This window comes from Polaribacter sp. Z022 (assembly GCF_023555495.1).
In the GTDB taxonomy this organism is placed as follows: domain Bacteria; phylum Bacteroidota; class Bacteroidia; order Flavobacteriales; family Flavobacteriaceae; genus Polaribacter.
Genome location: NZ_JALCZO010000004.1, coordinates 1 through 21,559 on the forward strand (window position 1 = coordinate 1; position 21,559 = coordinate 21,559).

General features: G+C 30.2%; 18 protein-coding genes. 7 read left to right on the plus strand and 11 right to left on the minus strand.

All coding sequences use genetic code 11. The features are described 5' to 3' along the window. Positions 1–513 precede the first annotated feature (513 nt). Both MPF13_RS09755 and MPF13_RS09760 read right to left on the minus strand, forming a co-directional pair. On the minus strand, positions 514–1,827 hold the full coding sequence (locus MPF13_RS09755) for a DEAD/DEAH box helicase (protein WP_249982330.1): 1,314 nt from the start codon (positions 1,825–1,827) through the stop codon (positions 514–516). Positions 1,828–1,854: 27 nt separating this feature from the next. Further along, a complete protein-coding gene (locus MPF13_RS09760) occupies positions 1,855–3,180 on the minus strand; it encodes a DEAD/DEAH box helicase (protein WP_249982331.1) in 1,326 nt (441 codons plus the stop codon). Positions 3,181–3,523: 343 nt separating this feature from the next. On the opposite strand from MPF13_RS09760, the gene MPF13_RS09765 reads away from it, so the two are divergent. From MPF13_RS09765 to MPF13_RS09775, 3 genes are all read left to right on the plus strand, one after another. Next, on the plus strand, positions 3,524–4,366 hold the full coding sequence (locus tag MPF13_RS09765) for an outer membrane beta-barrel protein (protein ID WP_249982332.1): 843 nt from the start codon (positions 3,524–3,526) through the stop codon (positions 4,364–4,366). A 219-nt stretch (positions 4,367–4,585) separates the two neighbouring features. Next, complete coding sequence (locus tag MPF13_RS09770; RefSeq protein ID WP_249982333.1) at positions 4,586–5,488, plus strand: EamA family transporter; 903 nt, start codon at positions 4,586–4,588, stop codon at positions 5,486–5,488. Positions 5,489–5,572: 84 nt separating this feature from the next. Next, positions 5,573–6,541, plus strand: a complete 969-nt coding sequence (locus MPF13_RS09775) for a sugar phosphate isomerase/epimerase family protein (RefSeq protein WP_249982334.1) — start codon at positions 5,573–5,575, stop codon at positions 6,539–6,541. Positions 6,542–6,621: 80 nt separating this feature from the next. Here the strand turns inward: MPF13_RS09775 and fabG are convergent, their stop codons facing one another. The 9 genes from fabG to MPF13_RS09820 all read right to left on the minus strand — a co-directional run bounded on the left by fabG (position 6,622) and on the right by MPF13_RS09820 (position 17,457). Then, complete coding sequence (fabG, locus tag MPF13_RS09780) at positions 6,622–7,365, minus strand: 3-oxoacyl-[acyl-carrier-protein] reductase (protein ID WP_249982335.1); 744 nt, start codon at positions 7,363–7,365, stop codon at positions 6,622–6,624. A gap of 97 nt (positions 7,366–7,462) precedes the next feature. Further along, positions 7,463–10,426 (minus strand): M16 family metallopeptidase, encoded by a 2,964-nt coding sequence (locus MPF13_RS09785; protein WP_249982336.1) that lies wholly within the window; start codon positions 10,424–10,426, stop codon positions 7,463–7,465. Between the two features lie 104 nt (positions 10,427–10,530). Continuing rightward, complete coding sequence (gene sucD, locus MPF13_RS09790) at positions 10,531–11,403, minus strand: succinate--CoA ligase subunit alpha (protein ID WP_249982337.1); 873 nt, start codon at positions 11,401–11,403, stop codon at positions 10,531–10,533. A gap of 62 nt (positions 11,404–11,465) precedes the next feature. Next, positions 11,466–12,392, minus strand: coding sequence for a UDP-3-O-(3-hydroxymyristoyl)glucosamine N-acyltransferase (locus MPF13_RS09795; RefSeq protein ID WP_249982338.1), 927 nt, complete (start codon positions 12,390–12,392; stop codon positions 11,466–11,468). Between the two features lie 2 nt (positions 12,393–12,394). Next, positions 12,395–12,961: an elongation factor P gene (gene efp / locus MPF13_RS09800; protein WP_249982339.1), complete on the minus strand. Its 567-nt coding sequence runs from the start codon at positions 12,959–12,961 to the stop codon at positions 12,395–12,397. 10 nt (positions 12,962–12,971) lie between these two features. Next, positions 12,972–13,757, minus strand: coding sequence for an acyl-ACP--UDP-N-acetylglucosamine O-acyltransferase (lpxA, locus tag MPF13_RS09805; protein ID WP_249982340.1), 786 nt, complete (start codon positions 13,755–13,757; stop codon positions 12,972–12,974). A gap of 2 nt (positions 13,758–13,759) precedes the next feature. Further along, entirely contained in the window at positions 13,760–15,151 is a 1,392-nt protein-coding gene (locus MPF13_RS09810; protein ID WP_249982341.1) for a bifunctional UDP-3-O-[3-hydroxymyristoyl] N-acetylglucosamine deacetylase/3-hydroxyacyl-ACP dehydratase, read from the minus strand. Next, positions 15,144–16,187 carry a UDP-3-O-(3-hydroxymyristoyl)glucosamine N-acyltransferase gene (gene lpxD, locus MPF13_RS09815; RefSeq protein WP_249982342.1) on the minus strand — a complete coding sequence of 348 codons (1,044 nt, stop codon included), beginning with the start codon at positions 16,185–16,187 and terminating at the stop codon, positions 15,144–15,146. The genes MPF13_RS09810 and lpxD overlap by 8 nt, the downstream gene beginning before the upstream one ends. Before the next feature lie 34 nt (positions 16,188–16,221). Then, positions 16,222–17,457: an HD domain-containing protein gene (locus MPF13_RS09820; RefSeq protein WP_249982343.1), complete on the minus strand. Its 1,236-nt coding sequence runs from the start codon at positions 17,455–17,457 to the stop codon at positions 16,222–16,224. Between the two features lie 221 nt (positions 17,458–17,678). Here MPF13_RS09820 and porX point away from each other — a divergent pair, with 221 nt between their 5' ends. The 4 genes from porX (at position 17,679) to MPF13_RS09840 (ending at position 21,513) form a co-directional block, all read left to right on the plus strand. Further along, on the plus strand, positions 17,679–19,226 hold the full coding sequence (gene porX, locus MPF13_RS09825) for a T9SS response regulator signal transducer PorX (protein WP_249982344.1): 1,548 nt from the start codon (positions 17,679–17,681) through the stop codon (positions 19,224–19,226). 114 nt (positions 19,227–19,340) lie between these two features. Beyond that, entirely contained in the window at positions 19,341–19,880 is a 540-nt protein-coding gene (locus MPF13_RS09830) for a DUF1287 domain-containing protein (RefSeq protein ID WP_502924398.1), read from the plus strand. 22 nt (positions 19,881–19,902) lie between these two features. After that, the gene (gene tsaE, locus MPF13_RS09835) at positions 19,903–20,310 is read left to right on the plus strand and encodes a tRNA (adenosine(37)-N6)-threonylcarbamoyltransferase complex ATPase subunit type 1 TsaE (RefSeq protein WP_249982346.1); all 408 of its coding nucleotides are present in this window, start codon (positions 19,903–19,905) and stop codon (positions 20,308–20,310) included. Between the two features lie 6 nt (positions 20,311–20,316). Further along, positions 20,317–21,513, plus strand: a complete 1,197-nt coding sequence (locus MPF13_RS09840) for an alanine dehydrogenase (protein ID WP_249982347.1) — start codon at positions 20,317–20,319, stop codon at positions 21,511–21,513. The last annotated feature ends 46 nt before the right edge of the window (positions 21,514–21,559 follow it).

The window sequence follows — 21,559 nt, forward strand, 5'->3', positions numbered from 1 at the left end:
ATTTCGATGAGTGAAGTATGAACGATTGAGAAATCTATTATTGACAGTGTGTGTTGTTGAGATTGCCACGTCGTTCCTCCTCGCAATGACAATTGGTACGTTAAAGGCAAGTATTATCCTGCATGTCAGTTCGAGTGATTTTTGATAAAAAATTGTATCGAGAACTTGTGATAATGGTTAAAAACCTATTCTCAATACAAATTTTACTCATTACAATCGTTAAATTCACTCGAATTGACAGTATGTGTTTGATTATTATGATAGATTTCTCCACAAGGTCGAAATGACAAATATTTGCTTGTCATTTCGATGAGTGAAGCATGAACGATAGAGAAATCTCTTATTGACAATGTGTGTTTGAGATTACCACGTCGTTCCTCCTCGCAATGACATTAGTATTCGTCATTGGTAGGAAGTATGACGAAGCAGTTTGTAAAAGAGATTGTGTTTGCTTCGTACCTCGCAACAGGCTAAACCTCGCAATGACAATTGGGTGTTGAAAAGCATTAAAAACTACAACAGCGTAACTCTTACTTTCTTTTTCTTTAAACGGCGGTTATTTAATTTAGCAACCAAACCGTCTGCTAAGGCCAAAGGAATGGCTACAAAAGCACAATCTGGTTTTAGCTCAATAACCCCCAGTTCTTCTTTTTTAATGCCTCCTTGCTTTAAAAATAAGCCTGCTATATCTCCTTTTGATATTTTATCCTTTCGTCCTCCAGAAATAAATAAGGTTTCCCAATATTGTGGCTTGTAATGGGCTTTTTTAGCAATAGAAACACCCTTACTTTCTTTTATAAACGCTGGTAAATATTCTTTTTCCCATCTTAAAATATAAGCAGTTCCTTTTTCATTAACTCTGGCTGTTCGTCCGTTTCTATGAATAAATTCTTCTTGATGTTTTGGCAATTCGTAATGAATTATATACTTCATTTCTGGAATATCTATCCCTCTTGCTGCCAAATCAGTTGCTATTAATAACTGACAGGTTCCGTTTCTAAACTTAATCAAAGAGCGTTCTCTGTCTTTTTGCTCCATTCCACCAGAAAAACAAGCATGACTAATGTTTTTGCTTTCTAAAAAATGATGTACTTCTGCAATACTATCTTTAAAATTACAGAACACAATTCCGGGTTCATTCCCAATATGCTGTATCAACTGTAAAAGGGTATTCAGTTTATTTTTACTTGGAGAAACTACCGTTTTAAAACTTAGTTGAGAGGTTCTTTTTTCTTGTAAGAAATTAACCGTTTTAGGATTTTTAAAATTTACAAAATCAGGAATCTCAACTCCTTGTGTTGCAGAGGTTAAAATACGTTTATTTAAAGAAGTAATTTGATTGATAATTCCGCGCATTTCATATTCAAAACCAACCTCTAAAGACTTGTCGAACTCATCTAAAATTAAGGTTTTGATATGGTCTTTAGAAAAACGATTGTTGCTAAAATGATCTGCAATTCTACCTGGTGTTCCTATTAAAATAGCAGGGGTATGTTTCAATTCTATTTTGTCTTTAGACATGGGTCTACCACCATAAACAGCATTGACTTTGTACCCAGATCCCATAGTACGAATTACTTGTTCTATTTGTATGGCCAACTCTCTAGAAGGAACCAATATCAATGCTTGTACTTCTTTAGAATTTGGATTTAAAGTTTGTAACAAAGGCAATGAAAAACCTAAAGTTTTTCCGGTTCCTGTTGGCGACAAAAGCAAGGTATTTTCTGTTTGTTCTATAACCTTTATGGCTTCTTCTTGCATCGGATTCAATGCCTTAATTTGTAGTTTTGCTAATATATCAGCTTGATTTTTAATGGTATTTGCCATAATGCTATGTTTTACAAGATGAATATACTACTTCTTCTTTTTAGTAATTACTTTTGGTTGAGAGGTTTGTGCCAAATAATTTGCCAATACCTTATCTATCAATTCTTCTTTGGTTAAATGATGAAATACCGTTTTTACTTTGGCTTTTACATCTTCTGATATGTTTTTGTTGGGTTTTGTTTTAAAAATTTTCTTAGCCCATAATATTGTATTGTTATCTTCAATACTTTGTGCATCTGCTTTTTTATATTGGGTAAATACCAAACCTAAATCTTCTTCAAACTCTGGTATTTCTTCAACTTCTTCTTGTTGTATTACACTTAACGATAGTCCGCTTGCTCCTGCCCTTGCAGTTCTACCACTTCTATGAATATAGGTTTCGTATTTATCTGGTAAATGGTAATTTACCACATACGAAACTTCTTTTACATCGATACCCCTAGCAGCTAAATCTGTAGCTACCAATATGTTGATGTTGCCTTCTCTAAATTGCCCCATTACACGATCTCTAATTCCTTGAGACAAGCTACCATGTATAGCACCAGATGAAAATTTGTTGATGGCTAAGTTTTTTGCCAATTTATTTACTGCAGCTTTGGTTTTACAAAAAATAATACCACGTTCTCTTTCTTTGGTACTTAAAAAATGCATTAAAACATTCAATTTTTCTATAGCCTCCACTACCACATATTGATGCTCAATACCTTTATGCCCCATCGTATCCATATCGGTTTCAATATATTCAATATGTTTAGACATGTAGTTTTGTACCAATTGCTTAATAGTACCTGGCATGGTGGCAGTAAACAGCAAGGTTCTTCTGTTTTCTGGAATTTCTTTGATGATGGTTGCAACTTCTTCTTTTAAAGCAGTCATCATTTCATCGGCTTCATCTAAGATAAAATACTGTATTTTTTGAATGTCTATGGCTTTTCTTTCTATAAAATCTACCAAACGACCCGGAGTTGCTACCACAATATTAGGCTGCTTCTTAAGACTTTCTAACTGTGTTTTTATAGGTGCTCCCCCACATAAAGCTACTATTTTATCTTGTTGTTCTTCTGAAGCAAAAGAAATTAAATTCTCATAAATTTGACGCCCTAACTCTCTTGTAGGTGCTAAAATTAAGACTTGTACAGTAGCACTGTTTACATCTATTTTTTGCAACATAGGCAAACCAAAAGCCGCTGTTTTACCAGTTCCTGTTTTGGCTAAAACCACCATGTCTTTCTTTTTAAACAATGCAAAAGGAATGGTTTTTTCTTGCACCTGTGTAGGTTGAGTAATCTCTAATTTAGCTAAACGAGTTACGGTTTCTTTAGAAATACCTAAATCTGAAAATGTTTTTGACATCTATTCTTAATTTTATGCAAAGGTAGTTATAAACCTTCTTGTAACTTCTACAAATAGTAAACAGTATCTTATTATTTAGATGTGTATTTTTTTCAGCTTTTAAAAGTCTTTTTTTAATGAATAAAACACGTCGTTTTAAAAGGTTAAAAAAGAGTCCTTTTTGGGGATGTAAATAGGTTGAATACGTAGTGTTTAACAGAGTTAAATTATAATGATTTTAAATTAGCTTTTTTAACACAAAAACGGTTTAAAAACGAACCTAAAAACATCCTTTAAACTCTTTAATAGATTACCTTTATAGTGATTTTTAAACAAAATAAATTACATTATAAATTAAACAACTATGAAACAATTATTTACGTTCATTTGTATGCTTGTTTTAACAACAATAACTTATGGTCAATTTCAGGTTTCTGTAAGTACAGGGTATGCTTTAGAAAGTGCTGGTATGAAATTAGGTGAAACGATAAATATTACAGAAACTAAAAACACTTATGGAAGTTATGGAGAAGGTGTTAATTTTCAACTAAGAGGAACTTACTTTTTTAATGAAACGTTTGGGCTGGATGTTGGAATTGGGTATTTAAACGGTTCAAATCAAACTGTTTCTAAAGTTTCTTTTCCAGGTACTGAAATAGACGCCATTGCCAGAGCACGTGCTTTTGGAGCTTCTACTTCTGTGGTTTATAAATTTACAAATAACATTTACGGACGTTTTGGTGCTTTAATTAAAGTAGGAGGAAAAACTGAAGCTGTTGTTTATAAAAAATCGGTTTTTTCTAATGCAGAAGCGACTGCTTTAGGACTGCCAAATGGCGCTTATTCTGAAACAAACTATATAGAAGATTATCATGGTCATTTTCCTTTAGGATTTGTTGGTGCTTTAGGTTATAAATACGATTTAAACTCAAATTTTAGTCTTTTTGTAGAAGCTGAATATTTTGGAATTAGCTTAAAAAGAAAAGATTCTGAAATTACTGAGTTTAACACAAATATTGTTTTACAAGATGGTACAGTTGCCATAGAAGGCTTTTATTCTTTAGATAATTTACCAAGTGATGTGGTATTAAAAACAACGTATGAAGATGAATTATCGAATACGAATACAGACAGTACTAAAAAACTATCTCAAAAAGTACCTTATTCTTCTTTTGGATTTAATTTTGGAGTAACTTATCTTTTTTAAGGACTCCAAAAAGCACAAAAACTCTATTCAATTTTAGAAAGCCACAATTATATTGTGGCTTTTTTTCTGTTTTAAAAACACTCAAAACCTAAAGTAAAACACTTAAAACAAATCATTTAACTATAACTAAACCCAATAATACATTCAATTAATAGGGTCGAAAAAAATCATATTTTTTTCTGTTGCTATTTTTTCGATTAGAGTATCTTCGCGCGCATTATGTGGATGTACTTAGGACTTTTAGCGGCATTATTTTTAGGATTACACAACTTATGTAAAAAACATGCAGTACAAGGCAATGAAGTGTTTCCTGTACTCTTAGGAACTATTTCTGCTGGTTTTTTATTTTTACTCCCACTCTATTTGGGTTCGCTTTGGTATCCAGAGAAAATGCAAGCAATGGGTTTGATGATAAAAGACATCTCATTAAAAACACATGGATTTATCATTATAAAATCGATGATTATGGCATCTTCATGGGTATTGGCGTATCAAGCATTAAAACATTTGCCAATAACTATTGTAACTCCCATACGTTCTGCAGGGCCTTTTTTTACCTTTATAGGAGCTATTGTAATTTATAAAGAAAGTCCTAATTTTTGGCAATGGATTGGTTTCTTTTTGATTATTCTTTCTGTGCTTTTATATTCTAAAATAGGAAAAAAAGAAGGCATCAATTTTAAAAGAAACAAATGGATTTTTGCCATTATTGGCGCTACATTTTTAGGTGCTTCTAGTGGTTTGTATGATAAGTTTTTAATTCAGCAATTAACCTTGAATCCGCAAACATTACAGTTTTGGTTTTGCTTTTACACCATTGTTATATTGCTAATTATATTAGCCATAACTTGGTTTCCTTATCCTGCCAAAAGAAAAGCCTTTACCTTTAGATGGTCTATACCCGCAGTTGGTGTTTTGTTGCAAGCTGCAGATTATTTTTACTTTAAGGCTTTAGAAGACCCTGAAGCATTAATCATGTTACTTTCTGCCATAAAAAGAAGTCAAATTTTAATTGCAGTTGTGTTAGGTGGTTTGTTATTTAAAGAACAAAATAAACGCAAGAAATTAGTGCCCTTATTTGGAATCTTATTAGGCGTATTTTTAATCTTGTATACTAACTAATTATATTTTATTCTCTTTAAATTAGGTTGATTTAGATAGAAAAGAGCCTTATCTTTGGTTTACTTCATTTAAAACTAGGAAATCATGTCAGAAAAAAGTTCAAAACTATCAAGAAGAGATTTTACCAAGTTGTCTGCTACAGCACTTGCCTCAATTCCATTTTTATCTTTTCAAAATCCGTTCTTATCAACCTTAAATGAAAGTTCTAATGAATTGAGTGTGCATCTTTTTTCGAAGCATTTGCAGTTTTTAAATTACAATGATATGGCAGAAGCAGCAGCCAACATTGGTTTTAATGGGTTGGATTTAACTGTTAGAAGAAAAGGACATGTATTACCAAATAATGTAGAAGAAGATTTGCCAAAAGCTGTGGAAGCTATGAATAATTTTGGGTTACCACCAGTAATGATGAGTACAAATATTTGGGATGCCAATAAAAAGTTAAATGATACTGTTTTAAAAACAGCGAGCCAATTAGGTTTTACACATTATAGAACAGATTGGTTAAAATATGCAGAAGATAAAACCATTGTAGAAGCTCAGAAAGAATATGCACAACAAGCAGTAGCATTAGAAGAGCTCAATAAAAAATATGGTTTAATTGGTGGATATCAAAACCATGCTGGAAAACACGTAGGTGCTCCTGTTTGGGATTTGCTACCTATTTTAACACCTACTAAAGGTAAAAATATAGGTGCCCAATATGATATTAGACACGCTGTTGTTGAAGGTGGAGAAAGTTGGGAATTAGGGTTAAAAAGGGTTAAACCTTACATCAATTCTATTGTAATTAAAGATTTTAAATGGGGAAAAGTCAATGGTAAGTGGAAACCCGTAAATGTGCCTTTAGGTGAAGGAATGGTAGACTTTAAAAGATATTTTACTTTGCTTAAAAAATATAAAATTAATGTACCTGTATCTTTACATATAGAACATGATTTAGGAGGTGCTGAAAAGGGAAAAAACAAAATTACCATCCCTCAAAAAGAAGTATTTACTAAAATGAAAAACGATTTAACATTTTTAAGAAATGCATGGAAAAATATAGAATAACAGTAATTTCTAAAAAGAAATACAATAAAAAAGAGCTTACTAATTAGTAAGCTCTTTTTTATTGTATATATACGTAATGATTAGTTCATTCCTCCATCTACAGATAATGTTTGTCCTGTAATATAAGCAGACATATCTGATGCTAAAAACACACAAGCATTGGCAATATCAATTGGCTGTCCTCCTCTTTTTAAAGGAATTCCATCTCTCCAACTTTGTACGGTTGCTTCATCTAATTTTGCTGTCATTTCAGTTTCTATAAAACCAGGAGCAACTACGTTACTTCTAATATTTCTAGAACCTAACTCTAAAGCAACTGATTTAGAAAAACCAATAATACCAGATTTAGAAGCTGCATAGTTAGTTTGACCTGCATTTCCTTTAATTCCTACTACAGAACTCATGTTAATAATAGAACCCGCTCTTTGTTTCATCATTGGACGAATTACGGCTTTGGTTAAATTAAAAACAGATTTTAAGTTTACTTCAATAACTTTATCGAAATCATCTTCTGAAATTCGCATTAGTAAATTATCTTTTGTAATACCTGCATTGTTTATTAAAATATCGATAGCACCAAACTCTTTTAAAACGTCTTTTGCTAATTCTTGAGCAGCATCAAAATCAGCAGCATTAGATTGATATCCTTTAGCAGAAACACCAAACGCTTTTAATTCTTCTTCTAAAGCTTTGGCAGCATCTACAGAAGAACTGTAAGTAAAAGCAACATTTGCTCCTTGTTTGGCAAATTCAATTGCAATTCCACGACCAATACCTCTTGTAGCACCCGTAATTATTGCTGATTTATTTTCTAATAATTTCATGTTTTGTAGTTGTTTTAAGGCCACAAAGATACTAAAATAAAAAAACTCGTAAAACAAAATTGCTTTACGAGTTTTAGGCTTTTAAAAGGATTAACTATTAAAGCTTTACCTCTTTTTTATCTACATAATTAAATAAGTAATCGATATCTAATTCCTTGATTTTTCCAAGTTTTTGTAAAGATTTTACATCTAAATCTTTTTTGTTACCAATAACCATAACATTGTAAGACTCTCCTTTAATATTTTTATTAAAGAACTCTTTTAAATCTTTCATAGTCATTCCTTTAATGGTATTGTACATTAACTCTCTATTGTCATTATCAATTCCTAATTTTTGCAATCTTTCATAAGACCAAAAGATATTAGACTTTGTAATTCTTTGAGCTGCTAATTTTTTTAAGGTTGCTTCTTTGGCTGCATTAAACTGCTTTTCTGCCTCTGGCATATTGTTCATTAACTCCATCATTGCATCTACAGCTTGTTCTAATTTGTTAGCTTGTGTACCTACATAAGCCATTACATAATTTGGAGAGTCTTTTTTTGATGCTCCTTGATAAGAAGCAAAAGCAGAATATGCTAAAGATTTAGATTCTCTAATTTCTTGAAAAACTATAGATGATAATCCACTACCAAAATACGTATTGAATAAAGTTGAAGCTGCCATGTTTTCTGGCTTAAAAGGGGCTCCTTTTGCTAAAAACATTAATTCGGTTTGCACCATATCATAATTAGTAAAGAATACATTACCTCCTGTTTCTGTTTCTTTGTATTCTTTTGCAACAGGATATTCTTTTAATTCTCCAAATATTTTATGATGCGTATTTAATGAAGAAACAGCAGTAGAAACATCTTTTCCATAATAGAAAACACGTTGTTTGTAGTTTTTCATGTCTTTTACCAATGCTACTAAATCTTCTGGATTTATAGCTTTTAATTCATCTATTTGCATGATGTCTCTTAAAGGAGAGTTTTCACCATATTTACCATAATTCATTAAACCATTCCAAAGAATATTTCCTTTTTGGGTTTTTCCATCTTGACGCCCTTTGTAGATTTTTTCTACATATTTAGCATATGCTTCTTTATCTGCTTTGGCATTGTCCCATAAATGCTCTAACAACTCTAATCCTTTAGGTAAGTTTTCTTTTAATCCGTTTAAACCTACATAAGTTTTTTCTTTTGCAGTACTTACATAATAAGAGATCCCTAACTTGTAAAACTCTTTTTTTAATGCTTCGTTTGTATATTTATCAGTACCTACATACTCTAAATATCCTGCAGCTAAAGATAATTTTTTATCATTATCACTACCCATATCAAAAATGATATTCATATCAAATAAATCATTCTTTTCATTTAAAACATAAGAAACTTTAATTCCGTTTTCTGTAGTAGTTTCTTTAATAGCTGTTTTATAATCTACAAATTTTGGTTGTAAAGGTTTAGATTGTTTTTTGTTAAACTCGTTAATATAATCTGAACTTTTATCTCTATTTAAGTTTACTGGAGTAATACCAGGATTAGCCACTTTTACAATATTTTTATCTACACCTTTTCTTTTGTAGGTAATCACATAATTATTCTGATAAAAATCGTTTGCAAATTTTACCAACTGTTCTTTAGATATTTTCTTTAAATCGTCTAAAAACGTTACTCTTTCTACCCAGTTTTGTTGGTAAATAAAAGCATTTACATAGGTATCTGCCAAAGCAGAATTGTTTTCATACTGACGTGTTTGACTCAATTTTAAATCATTAACAACAGCAGTAATCATCCAATCTTCAAACTCACCATTTTTTAATTTTTCTATTTGTGCTAATAATAATTCTTTAACTTCATCTAATGTTTGCCCCGATTTTGGAGAACCTGTAAAAGAATGATATCCATAATCATTTAAAAAAGTAGGTGAACAACTAGCTCTTTGTACCAATTGCTTCTGATTTAAGTTTAAATCGATAATACCTGCATTACCATTGGCCATTATCATATCACATAAAGTAACAAACTTTTCTTCTTCTGTATTTACTCCTGCAGATCTAAATGCAATAGAAACGGACTCTGATGTAGGTCCAAAAACCTCATTTACAACAGGTGCAGTAATCTTATCTTCTTTTGGTAAAGTTGGATGGGTTAAATCTTTTCTTTTAAATTTACCAAAAGTATCATTCACCTTTTTAATAGTAGGTTCAAACTCAAAATCACCAACTAAAATTACAGCCATATTATTAGGCACATAATACTTATTAAAATAGTTATGAATATCTACCATAGAAGGATTTTTTAAATGCTCTCCTGTACCAATGGTAGTTTGTTGTCCATAAGGATGCTTTGGAAATAAACCATCTAACATTGCAGCATAACGTTTTCTAAAATCGTTATCCTGTCCTCTATTAAATTCTTCAAAAACAGCTTCTAACTCTGTATGAAATAAACGCAATACCAAAGTACTAAAACGTTCTGCTTCTAAATCTACCCATTTTTCAAATTCATTTGCAGGAATTTTATTAGTGTAAACTGTTTGCTCAAACCATGTATATGCATTTGTACCTGTTGCTCCTAAAGAAGCCGTCATTTTATCGTATTCGTTGGCAATAGAATAATTAGAAGCTTCTAAAGAAACCTTATCTATTTCTTTGTACAATGCTAATTTTTTATCAGCATCTTTTTCTGCTCTGTGTTGCTCGTATAAAGATGAAATTTTATCTAAATACGTTTTTTCTTTTTCCCAATTTGCAGTACCTACTTTATGAGTACCTTTAAAAACCATGTGCTCTAAGTAATGTGCCAATCCTGTAGATTCTTTAGGATCGTAGTTAGAACCTGCCCTTACTGCAATATAGGTTTGTATTTTTGGTTCATCCGAATTTTGACTTAAATATACTTTTAAACCATTGTCTAATGTATATAAACGCAACCCTGTTGGATCGTTTTCTACAGTTTCAAACGTTAATCCATTTGAATCATTTTGTGAAGTAACTTTGTAGCTTGTTTCTTTATCGGTTTTACAACTTATAGCTGTAATCAACAAAAAGCTAATACATAGTATTTTAAATTGTTTCATAATTATTATTTTGGTTGATATAAAAAATCCGTTGAATTTACGAATTCAACGGATTTTATGTATAATAATTATAAAACTTTAACAGTTTTTTAAAAATATCCTTTTTATTTTAAAACTTCTGCAATCATTTCTCCAATTTTAGCTGGCGAACTTACAACGTGTACTCCATTTTCTGCTAAAATTTTCATTTTTGCTTGTGCAGTATCATCTGCTCCTCCAACAATAGCTCCTGCATGTCCCATTGTTCTACCTGCTGGTGCTGTTTGACCTGCAATAAAACCAACAACAGGTTTTCTGTTTCCATCAGCTTTAATCCATTGAGCAGCTTCTGCTTCTAAATTACCACCAATTTCACCAATCATTACAATTGCTTCTGTATCTTCATCATTCATTAATAACTCTACAGCTTCTTTAGTTGTAGTTCCAATAATAGGGTCTCCTCCAATACCAATTGCAGTAGTAATACCATAACCTTGTTTTACAACTTGATCTGCAGCTTCATAAGTTAAAGTACCTGATTTTGATACAATACCTACTCTACCTTTTTTAAAGATAAATCCTGGCATAATACCAACTTTAGCTTCATCTGGAGTAATTACACCTGGACAGTTAGGACCTACTAAAGTACAGTCTTTATTGTCGATATAAGCTTTAACTTTTACCATGTCTGCAGTAGGAATTCCTTCTGTAATACAAATTATTACTTTAATTCCTGCATCTGCAGATTCCATAATTGCATCAGCAGCAAAAGCTGGTGGCACAAAAATAATAGAAGTATCTGCTCCTACTTTATCTACAGATTCTTTTACAGTATTAAAAACAGGCTTTCCTAAGTGTTCTTGACCACCTTTACCAGGAGTAACACCTCCAACAACATTGGTTCCATAATCAATCATTTGACCTGCGTGAAAAGTCCCTTCACTTCCTGTAAATCCTTGAACGATAATTTTTGAATTTTTGTTTACTAAAACACTCATTTGCTTGTTTTTTTTAATGTTATGCAAAAATAGTTTATAGATTCTTTAAAAAAAAAGTTTTTTTATGAATTCTTTCTATCTTTTAAAAAACGTTTTATTTCTGCTAATTCTTTTAATTTTTCTCTTGATTCTGAAATTGGTGTTCCAAAATAACTTTTTCCACCAGAAACAGATTTTGTTACACCAGTTTGACCTAGTATTACAGCTCCCTTACCTATTGTAATTCCGCTATTTGTACCAACTTGTCCCCAAATTGTAACTTCATCTTCAATAATTACACAACCAGCAATACCTGTTTGTGAAGCTATTAAACATTTTTTTCCAATAATTGTATCATGTCCAACATGAACTTGATTGTCTATTTTTGTTCCTTCTCCAATTGTTGTATCTCCAGTTACACCTTTGTCTATTGTACAAGAAGCTCCTAAATCTACATTATCTTTTAAAACAACTCTACCTCCAGAAATTAATTTATCAAATCCTTCTGGTCTGTTCTTATAATAAAAAGCATCTGCACCAAGTACAGTATTTGCATGAATAGTAACATTATTACCTATAACAGCATTGTCATAAATAGCAACATTAGGATGTATTACACAATTATTACCAATAGTTACATTGTTTCCTATAAAAACATTGGGTTGTATAATTGTATTTTCTCCAATAACAGCTGTTTCTGAAACACTAACTTTTGAAGCTATAAAAGGATTGAAATGTTTTGTAATTTTATTAAAATCACGAAAAGGATCATCAGAAATTAACAAAGCTTTTCCTTCTGGACAATCAACTTTTTTATTTATTAAAATAGTTGTTGCTGCAGAATTTAAAGCTTTATCATAATATTTAGGATGATCTACAAAAACAATATCACCTTTTTCTACTACGTGAATTTCATTGATTCCAGAAATTTCAAAATTTTTATCACCAATAAAATCTACTTCTAAAAGAGATGCAATTTGTTCTAATGTTTGGGTACTAGAAAACTTCAAGCTTATTCTTTTATACGTTCTTGGTAAGTTCCTTTTGTAGTTTCAACTTTAATTTTATCACCTTCATTAATAAATAAAGGAACATTAACAGTTGCACCGCTTTCTACAGTTGCAGGTTTTGTTGCATTTGTAGCTGTATTACCTTTTACTCCTGGTTCTGTATGAGTTACCTCTAAAATAACACTTGCAGGCATATCTACAGATAATGGCATATCATCTTCAGAATTGATAATAATGGTAACAATTTCTCCTTCTTTCATTAAATCTGGACTGTCTAAAGCCGTTTTTTCTAATTGAATTTGAGAATAATCTTGCTCGTTCATAAAGTGATAGGTTTCACCTTCGTTATATAAATATTGAAATTTATGTGTTTCTACACGAACGTCATCAATTTTTCTACCTGCAGGAAACGTATTATCTACTACTTTACCATTGGTAACACTTTTTAATTTAGTTCTAACAAAAGCTGGACCTTTACCAGGTTTTACGTGTAAAAATTCTACAATTTTATAAATATCGTTGTTATATTTAATACACAATCCGTTTCTAATATCTGATGTTGTTGCCATTTTAACTTTTTTAATTTGCTTTATAATATCCTTTCATAATTCCTCTATGCGAATCTTTGATAAATTGTACTATTTCATCACGTTCTGGAGTTGCTGCCATTTCAGCTTCAATAATATCTATCGCTTGAGAATTATTATAATTTTTTTGAAATAAAATTCTATATATGTTTTGAATTTCTCTAATTTTTTCTGTTGAAAAACCTCTTCTACGTAAACCAACAGAGTTTATACCCACATAAGATAGTGGTTCTCTTGCTGCTTTTACATAAGGAGGTACATCTTTTCTTACCAAAGAACCTCCTGTAACAAATGCATGATTACCCACAGAAGCAAATTGATGAATTGCAACCATACCTGCAAGTACAACATTGTCTCCAATAGTTACATGGCCTGCTAAAGTTGTATTGTTAGAAAATATACAATTGTTACCAACAAAAGAATCATGTGCAACATGACAATAAGCCATAATTAAACAATTGTTTCCAATTTTGGTTTTCATTCTATCTGTAGTACCTCTATTAATGGTTACACATTCTCTAATGGTAACATTATCACCAATTTCTACGATAGTTTCTTCATCATCATATTTTAAATCTTGAGGTATTGCAGATATTACTGCTCCTGGAAAAATTCTACAATTTTTTCCAATTCTTGCACCTTCCATTATAGTAACATTAGATCCAATCCATGTTCCAGAACCAATTGTAACATTATTATGAATAGTGGTAAAAGGTTCAATTACCACATTTCTGGCAATTTTAGCCTGTGGATGAACATACGCTAATGGTTGATTCATAGTTATTTTATTTTTGAAATTTGTGCCATTAATTCTGCTTCTGCAACAATTTTTCCATTTGCATAAGCATAGGCTTGCATATGACAAATTCCTCTTCTAATAGGTGTAATTAATTCACATTTAAAAATAATGGTATCTCCTGGTAAAACTTTTTGTTTAAACTTAACCTTATCCATTTTCATAAAATACGTTAAGTAATTTTCTGGATCTGGTACTGTGTTTAAAACTAATACTCCACCACATTGTGCCATTGCTTCTACTTGTAAAACTCCTGGCATTACAGGTGCTCCTGGAAAGTGACCTACAAAGAAATTTTCATTCATTGTAACGTTTTTCATTCCAACTACATGTTTATCAGATAACTCTAAAATTCTATCAATTAATAAAAATGGTGGTCTATGAGGAAGAATATCCATAATTTGATGGATATCTAATAATGGTGGCTGATTTAAATCGAATTGAGGAACATTGTTTCTCTTTTCTTGCTTGATTATTTTTGCCAATTTCTTAGCAAATTGAGTGTTAATTAAATGCCCAGGCTTATTAGCTATTACCTTACCTCTAATTCTTGTACCTACTAAAGCCAAATCTCCAACAACATCTAATAGTTTATGTCTTGCTGCTTCATTTGCCCAATGTAAAGTTAGGTTGTCTAAAATACCATTAGATTTTACAGTAATATCTTCTTTATTAAATGCTTTTTTTAATTTAGCCATTGTACTTTCTGATAATTCTTTATCAACATATACAATTGCATTGTTTAAATCTCCACCTTTAATTAAATCATTTTCTAAAAGCATTTCTATTTCATGCAAAAAGCTAAATGTTCTTGCTGCTGCTATTTCTTCTTTAAAATCTGAAATTTGCTCTAAATTTGCATTTTGAGTACCTAAAATTTTAGTACCAAAATCTACCATTGCTGTAACCTGATACTCATCAGAAGGCATTAAAATAATTTCACTACCTGTTACTTCATCTTTATAAGAAATAATTTCTTTAACTACATACTCTTCTATTTCTGCATCTTGCTCTTCTATACCAGCTTCTTCTAAAGCTTGTACAAAATATTTAGAAGAACCATCCATAATTGGTGGCTCAGAAGAGTCAATTTCTATTAAAAGATTGTCTATATCTAAACCAACAGCTGCTGCTAAAACATGCTCTGAAGTTTGAATTTGAACCCCATTTTTTTCTAAGTTAGTTCCTCTTTGAGTATTTACAACATATTCTGCTTTTGCAGCAATAATAGGAGCTCCTTCTAAATCTACTCTGCTAAATGCAAAACCATGATTTACAGGTGCTGGTTTAATAGTCATATTTACTGTTTTACCTGTATGTATTCCTACACCAGATAAACTAACTTCTTTCTGAATTGTTTTTTGCTTCTTACTCATTTATGGCAGATTTTTGAGTCTTCAACTCTTTTTCTAAATTATTAACTTTTGATATGATTTTTGGTAAATTTTTAAAGTACACATAACTTTTATTAAAGTCTTGCACTTTAAAAGCTGGTGTACCATTTACCATTTCATTATCTTTTATACTTTTTGAAATACCAGCTTGTGCTAATATTTTAACGTTATTTCCTATTTTAATATGACCAGAAATACCAACTTGTCCTCCAATCATACAATTTTCTCCAATTTTAGTAGAACCTGCTATACCTGTTTGAGAGGCTATAACAGTGTTTTTACCAATTTCAACATTATGAGCAACTTGAATTTGATTGTCTAATTTTACTCCTTTTCTAATAATGGTAGATCCCATTGTGGCTCTATCTATAGTACATGCAGAACCTATATCTACATTATCTTCTATAAGCACATTACCAATTTGTGGAATGGCTTTGTATTCTCCATTTTCATCTGGAGCAAATCCAAATCCGTCAGAACCTATAATTGCACCTGAATGAATTTTACAATTATTTCCTATTACTGTTTCTGAATATATTTTAACGCCTGAAAATATTACAGTATTATCTCCAATTGTAGCATTATCTCCAATAAAAGTATTTGGATAAATTTTTACATTTTCTCCAATAACAACATTTTCTCCAATATAAGAGAAAGCTCCTACATATATATTAGTTCCTTTTTTAGAAGATTCTGCAATAAAATTGGGTTGTTCTATACCAACTTTATTGTTTTTTACTTCGTTGTAAAATTCTAATAATTTAGAAAAAGATTTATATGCATTTTCTACTTTAATTAATGTAGTATTTATTTCTTTTTCGGGTATAAAAGTTTTGTTTACAATTGCTACAGAAGAATTTGTAGTATATAAATAATGATTGTATTTTGGATTAGAAAGAAAGGTTAAAGAACCTTTTTCTCCTTCTTCAATTTTAGATAATTTAGAAACTTCTTCATTAGGATTCCCTACAATATCACCTTCTAAAATATCTGCTATTTGTTGTGCTGTAAATTTCATTAAACGCAAAAATATAAAATTTATAGTGATTTGGCTAATTTAAGATGCTCTTTGGATAACAAATAAAATGTTTAATTACAGGATTTGTTAGTGCTTGTATATTTAATTGATCTGAAGCTTTAGCAATATCTTTAAGATCTCCTTCTTTATTTAAAATAAATATAGGCTTATCTTGTTGATAAGCATGGTTTTTTATCTTTTTAGAGAAAACAAAAAACTGAGCTTCTTTTTCTGAAAGTGCTATTTTTTTAGAAACATCTTTAATTCTATTATCAATATAAGAATCTTTAAATTCTTTTTCTTGAATTTCTATTCGCAATAACTTTCTATTGATAATCATTTTAGACAATAATGACAGTACTTTATCTTTATGATTAGACCATTCTTTAATAGCAGATAAAACATCATAATCATCTAAAGCAGCAAACATTTCTAAAGTTTTATCATTAAAATTATCTTCAGAAATAGGATTATAAAGAAAATAATTTAAAGAAGAACTTGCATACAGTTCTACTCCTTCATCTGCCAATTCTTTTGCTCTTTTTAAAACATTTACCAACATATTTTCTGCAACCAAACCTGTTTTATGCAAATACACTTGCCAATACATTAAACGTCTTGCAATTAAGAATTTTTCTACAGAGTAAATTCCTTTTTCTTCAATTACCAATTCGTCATTTTTAACATTCATCATTGCAATTAATCTGTCTGATGAAATGTTTCCTTCTGTTACACCTGTATAAAAACTATCTCTTTTTAAATAATCTAATCTATCAATATCTAACTGACTAGAAATTAGTTGATATAAAAATTTACGAGGATTATTTCCTTCAAAAATTTCGATTGCTAAATCTAATTGTCCATTAAATTCTGCATTTAATTTCTTCATAAATTTTAAAGAAATCTCTTCATGAGAAATGCCATTTACAATACTATGTTCTAATGCATGAGAAAATGCTCCATGACCAATATCGTGTAACAAAATAGCAACATATAAAGCGTTTTCTTCCTCATTAGATATTGCTACTTGTTTTAGCCTTAAAACCCTAACTGCTTTTTGCATTAAATGTATGCAACCAATTGCATGATGAAAACGTGTATGATTAGCACCTGGATACACCAAATTAGAAAAACCCATTTGAGTAATTCTTCTTAAACGTTGAAAATAAGGGTGCTCTATAATATCAAAAATTAAAGTATTTGGTATTTGTATAAATCCATAAATAGGATCATTTAAAATCTTTAATTTATTCGGTTTTTTTGTATTCAAAAGAAAGTTTTTATCAATCTATGGCAAAGTACAAATTAATGCTACTAAATAACAAATTATAAAAGTTGATTTTAATGTTTTCTATAAAATTCTATTTCTTTACCCTACTTTTTTAGATTCTAAATTTAATTCAGATTTTGGCAATATTTTATCATTTATAAAAGCAATTAAGCATAACAATTAATTACTTTTATCGTTAAATGTTAAAATAAAAAACAAATATGAGCGGTATGCAAATTTTATGGGTAGATGATGAGATAGAATTATTAAAACCACACATTCTTTTTTTAGAGCGTAAAAATTACAAAGTAATTACATGTACAAATGGTGCTGATGCTATTGATTTGGTTGATGAAGAAAATTTTGACATCGTATTTTTAGATGAAAACATGCCAGGTTTAACTGGTTTAGATACACTTGCAGAAATTAAACAAAAACAAGCAAACTTGCCTGTTGTAATGATTACAAAAAGCGAGGAAGAATATATAATGGAAGAAGCCATAGGCTCTAAAATTGCAGACTATTTAATAAAACCTGTAAATCCAAGTCAAATTCTTTTAAGTTTAAAAAAGAACTTAGACCATTCTCGTTTAGTATCAGAAAAAACAACGTCTAGCTATCAGCAAGAATTTAGAAAAATATCTATGGATTTGGCTATGGTTAATTCTTATGAAGAATGGATAGATCTTTATAAAAAGCTAATTCACTGGGAATTAGAACTAGAAAATATAAGCGATCCAGGAATGTTGGGTATTTTAGAAAGTCAGAAACAAGAAGCTAATAGTCAGTTTTTTAAGTTTATTAAAAAGAACTATGAAGACTTTTTAACAGCAAACGACAAACCTACTTTTTCGCATACATTATTTAAAGATTATGTTGTGCCAGAATTAAGTAAAGATCAAGGAGTATTATGGGTTGTTATAGATAATTTACGTTACGATCAATACCGTATTTTAGAACCATTAATTAACAATTATTACAAAAAGGACGAAGAATATTCTTATTTTTCTATCTTACCTACTGCTACACAGTATGCTAGAAACGCTATTTTTTCTGGTTTAATGCCTTCTGAAATGGAAAAACGTCATCCAAATTTTTGGAAAAACGATACTGATGAAGGAGGAATGAACATGTATGAAAACGAGTTTTTATCTGCACAAATAAAACGTTTAAGCTTAGACATTAAGTATGAATATTATAAAATTACCAATTTAAAAAATGGTAAAGATTTAGCTGATAACTACAATGGAACTAAACAAAACGATTTAACTGCTGTTGTTTATAATTTTGTAGATATGCTTTCTCATTCTAAGACAGAAATGGAAGTGATTAAAGAATTAGCTGGAGATGATAAAGCTTACAGAAGTTTAACCTTAAGTTGGTTTAAGAACTCACCTTTGTTTGAAATTATTCAGAAAGCACAAAAATTAGGTCAAAAGTTAATTATAACTACAGACCATGGAACTATTAATTGCAAGCATCCTACTAAAGTAATTGGCGATAAAAATATTAGTGCAAACTTGCGTTATAAAACTGGTAAAAGTTTATCATATCAAGAAAAAAATGTATTTGCTGTTAGAAATCCGAAAGACATTTTTTTACCAACAATTACTATGAACAGTCCTTTTATTTTTGCTAAAGAAGATTTGTTTTTTGCCTATCCAAACAACTTTAATCATTTTGTAAAATATTATAAAAACACATATCAACATGGAGGTGTATCTTTAGAAGAAGTAATTATTCCTTGTTCAGTTTATAGTCCTAAATAGTTTTTAGTAGGCATTTTTCAGTCGCAGTAAAACAGTAAAAAAAAGTATTCTCTGTATAACTATGGGTTAACAAATTTTAAGGTGAAAAAATTATATATATTATTATTTCTTTTTATATCTGTTTTAAGTAGTTATTCTCAAGAAGATAAACTATCTACTGCTGCAATAGAGTTAACAAAAGACAAAGTTGTTTACGACCCAAGTTATTTTTCTATTGATTATCCTAATGGAGATGTGCCAAAAGGTAAAGGTGTTTGTACAGATGTTATAATTAGAGCATACAGAAAGTTAGGTATAGACTTGCAAAAAGAAGTTCATGAAGATATGAAGAATAACTTCAATATGTATCCAAAAAATTGGGGATTAAAAAAAACAGACAAGAATATAGATCACAGAAGAGGTCCTAATTTAATGACATTTTTCTCAAGAAAAGGAATCGTAAAACCAATTACTAAGAATTCTGAAGATTTTTTTCCTGGTGATATTGTTTGTTGGAATTTAGGTGGCGCAATTACGCATACAGGTATTGTTGTAAACAAAAAATCTAAAGACAATAAACGTTATTTAATTGTGCACAATATTGGAGCTGGACAAGTTATAGAAGATTGCTTGTTTCGTTTTAAAATCATTGGTCATTATAGATATAAAAACTAATTTCTTCACTATTTTTGTTTTTATGAACAAAAACTATTCTTTAGAAGATTTATCAATAATTGCTTCAGAAGTAATTTCATCAGCAAAAAACAAAACCTTATTGTTTTATGGGCAAATGGGTGTTGGTAAAACCACTTTAATAAAAGAAATCTGTAAACAACTAGAAGTTTTAGATAACATCTCCTCTCCTACTTTTTCATTGGTAAATGAATATCATACAAAAAATAAAGGCAAAGTATTTCATTTTGATTTTTATAGAATTGAAGATGAAAACGAAGCTTTAGACATAGGAATTGAAGAATATTTTGATAATAATGCTTGGTGTTTGGTAGAATGGCCAGAAAATATCGAAAATTTACTACCTTTAGATGCTGTTGAAATTCATTTAAGCATTTTAGACAATCAGCAAAGAAATATTCTAATTAAATAACCAACTATGAGTTCATTTTCTCCTTTTAGTAAAGAAGAGTTGCTTCCGCAAGAAGAAATGTTAGAAATTAAAAAGCAAAAAGGTGAGTTATTTATTGGCTTACCCAAAGAAACTTATTTAGGTGAAAAACGTGTGTGTTTAACTCCAGATGCTGTTTCTGCACTTTGTGCTCATGGACATAGAATTGTTATTGAAACTGGTGCAGGTGACAATGCTAATTATTCTGATAAAGAATACTCTGAAGCAGGTGCAAAAATATCTTATGATATAGAAGAAGCTTTTAAATGTAATATAGTTTTAAAAGTTGCTCCACCAACAGAAAAAGAAATAGATTACATGAACCCACAAACAGTTCTTATTTCTTCTTTACAATTAAAAACTCAAAATAAATCTTATTTCGAAAATTTAGCAAAAAAACGTATTACAGCAGTTGCTTTTGATTATATAAAAGATGAACACAACACATATCCTATTGTTAAATCTTTAAGTGAAATTGCAGGTACAGCATCTGTTCTTATTGCTTCAGAATTAATGAGTGGAACAAACAAAGGAAATGGGTTGCTGTTAGGAAATATTGCAGGTGTTCCTCCTTCTAGTGTTGTAATTTTTGGAGCTGGAACTGTTGGTGAATATGCTGCAAGAACTGCCTTAGGCTTAGGTGCTAGAGTAAAAGTTTTTGACAACTCGCTTAGTAAATTAAGAAAATTACAGCACTCTTTAAATGCACCTATTTATACCTCTACTTTACAACCAAAATCTATAGCAAAAGCATTAATGCGTGCAGATGTTGCTATTGGAGCAATAAGAGGTAAAAATAGATCTCCAATATGTGGTACAGAAGAAATGATAGAAACCATGAAAGAAGGTGCTGTTATTATAGATGTTAGTATAGATAGAGGTGGTTGTTTTGAAACTTCTAACGTTACTACACATACTACACCCACTTTTGTAAAACATGGTGTAGTACATTATTGTGTGCCAAATATTCCTGCACGTTATGCAAGAACTGCATCTTTATCTATTAGTAATATTTTTACACCATATTTACTAAATATTGCAGAAGAAGGTGGGTTTGAAAACGCAGCTCGTTTTGACAAAAGTCTTAGAAACGGTATGTATTTTTATCACGGAATTTTAACCAATAGAACTGTTGCAGATTGGTTTGACATTCCTTTTAGAGATATTAATTTATTGATTTTATAATTCTTATAATCAATACAAAAAAGTACATTTGCATTTCAAAATTTTA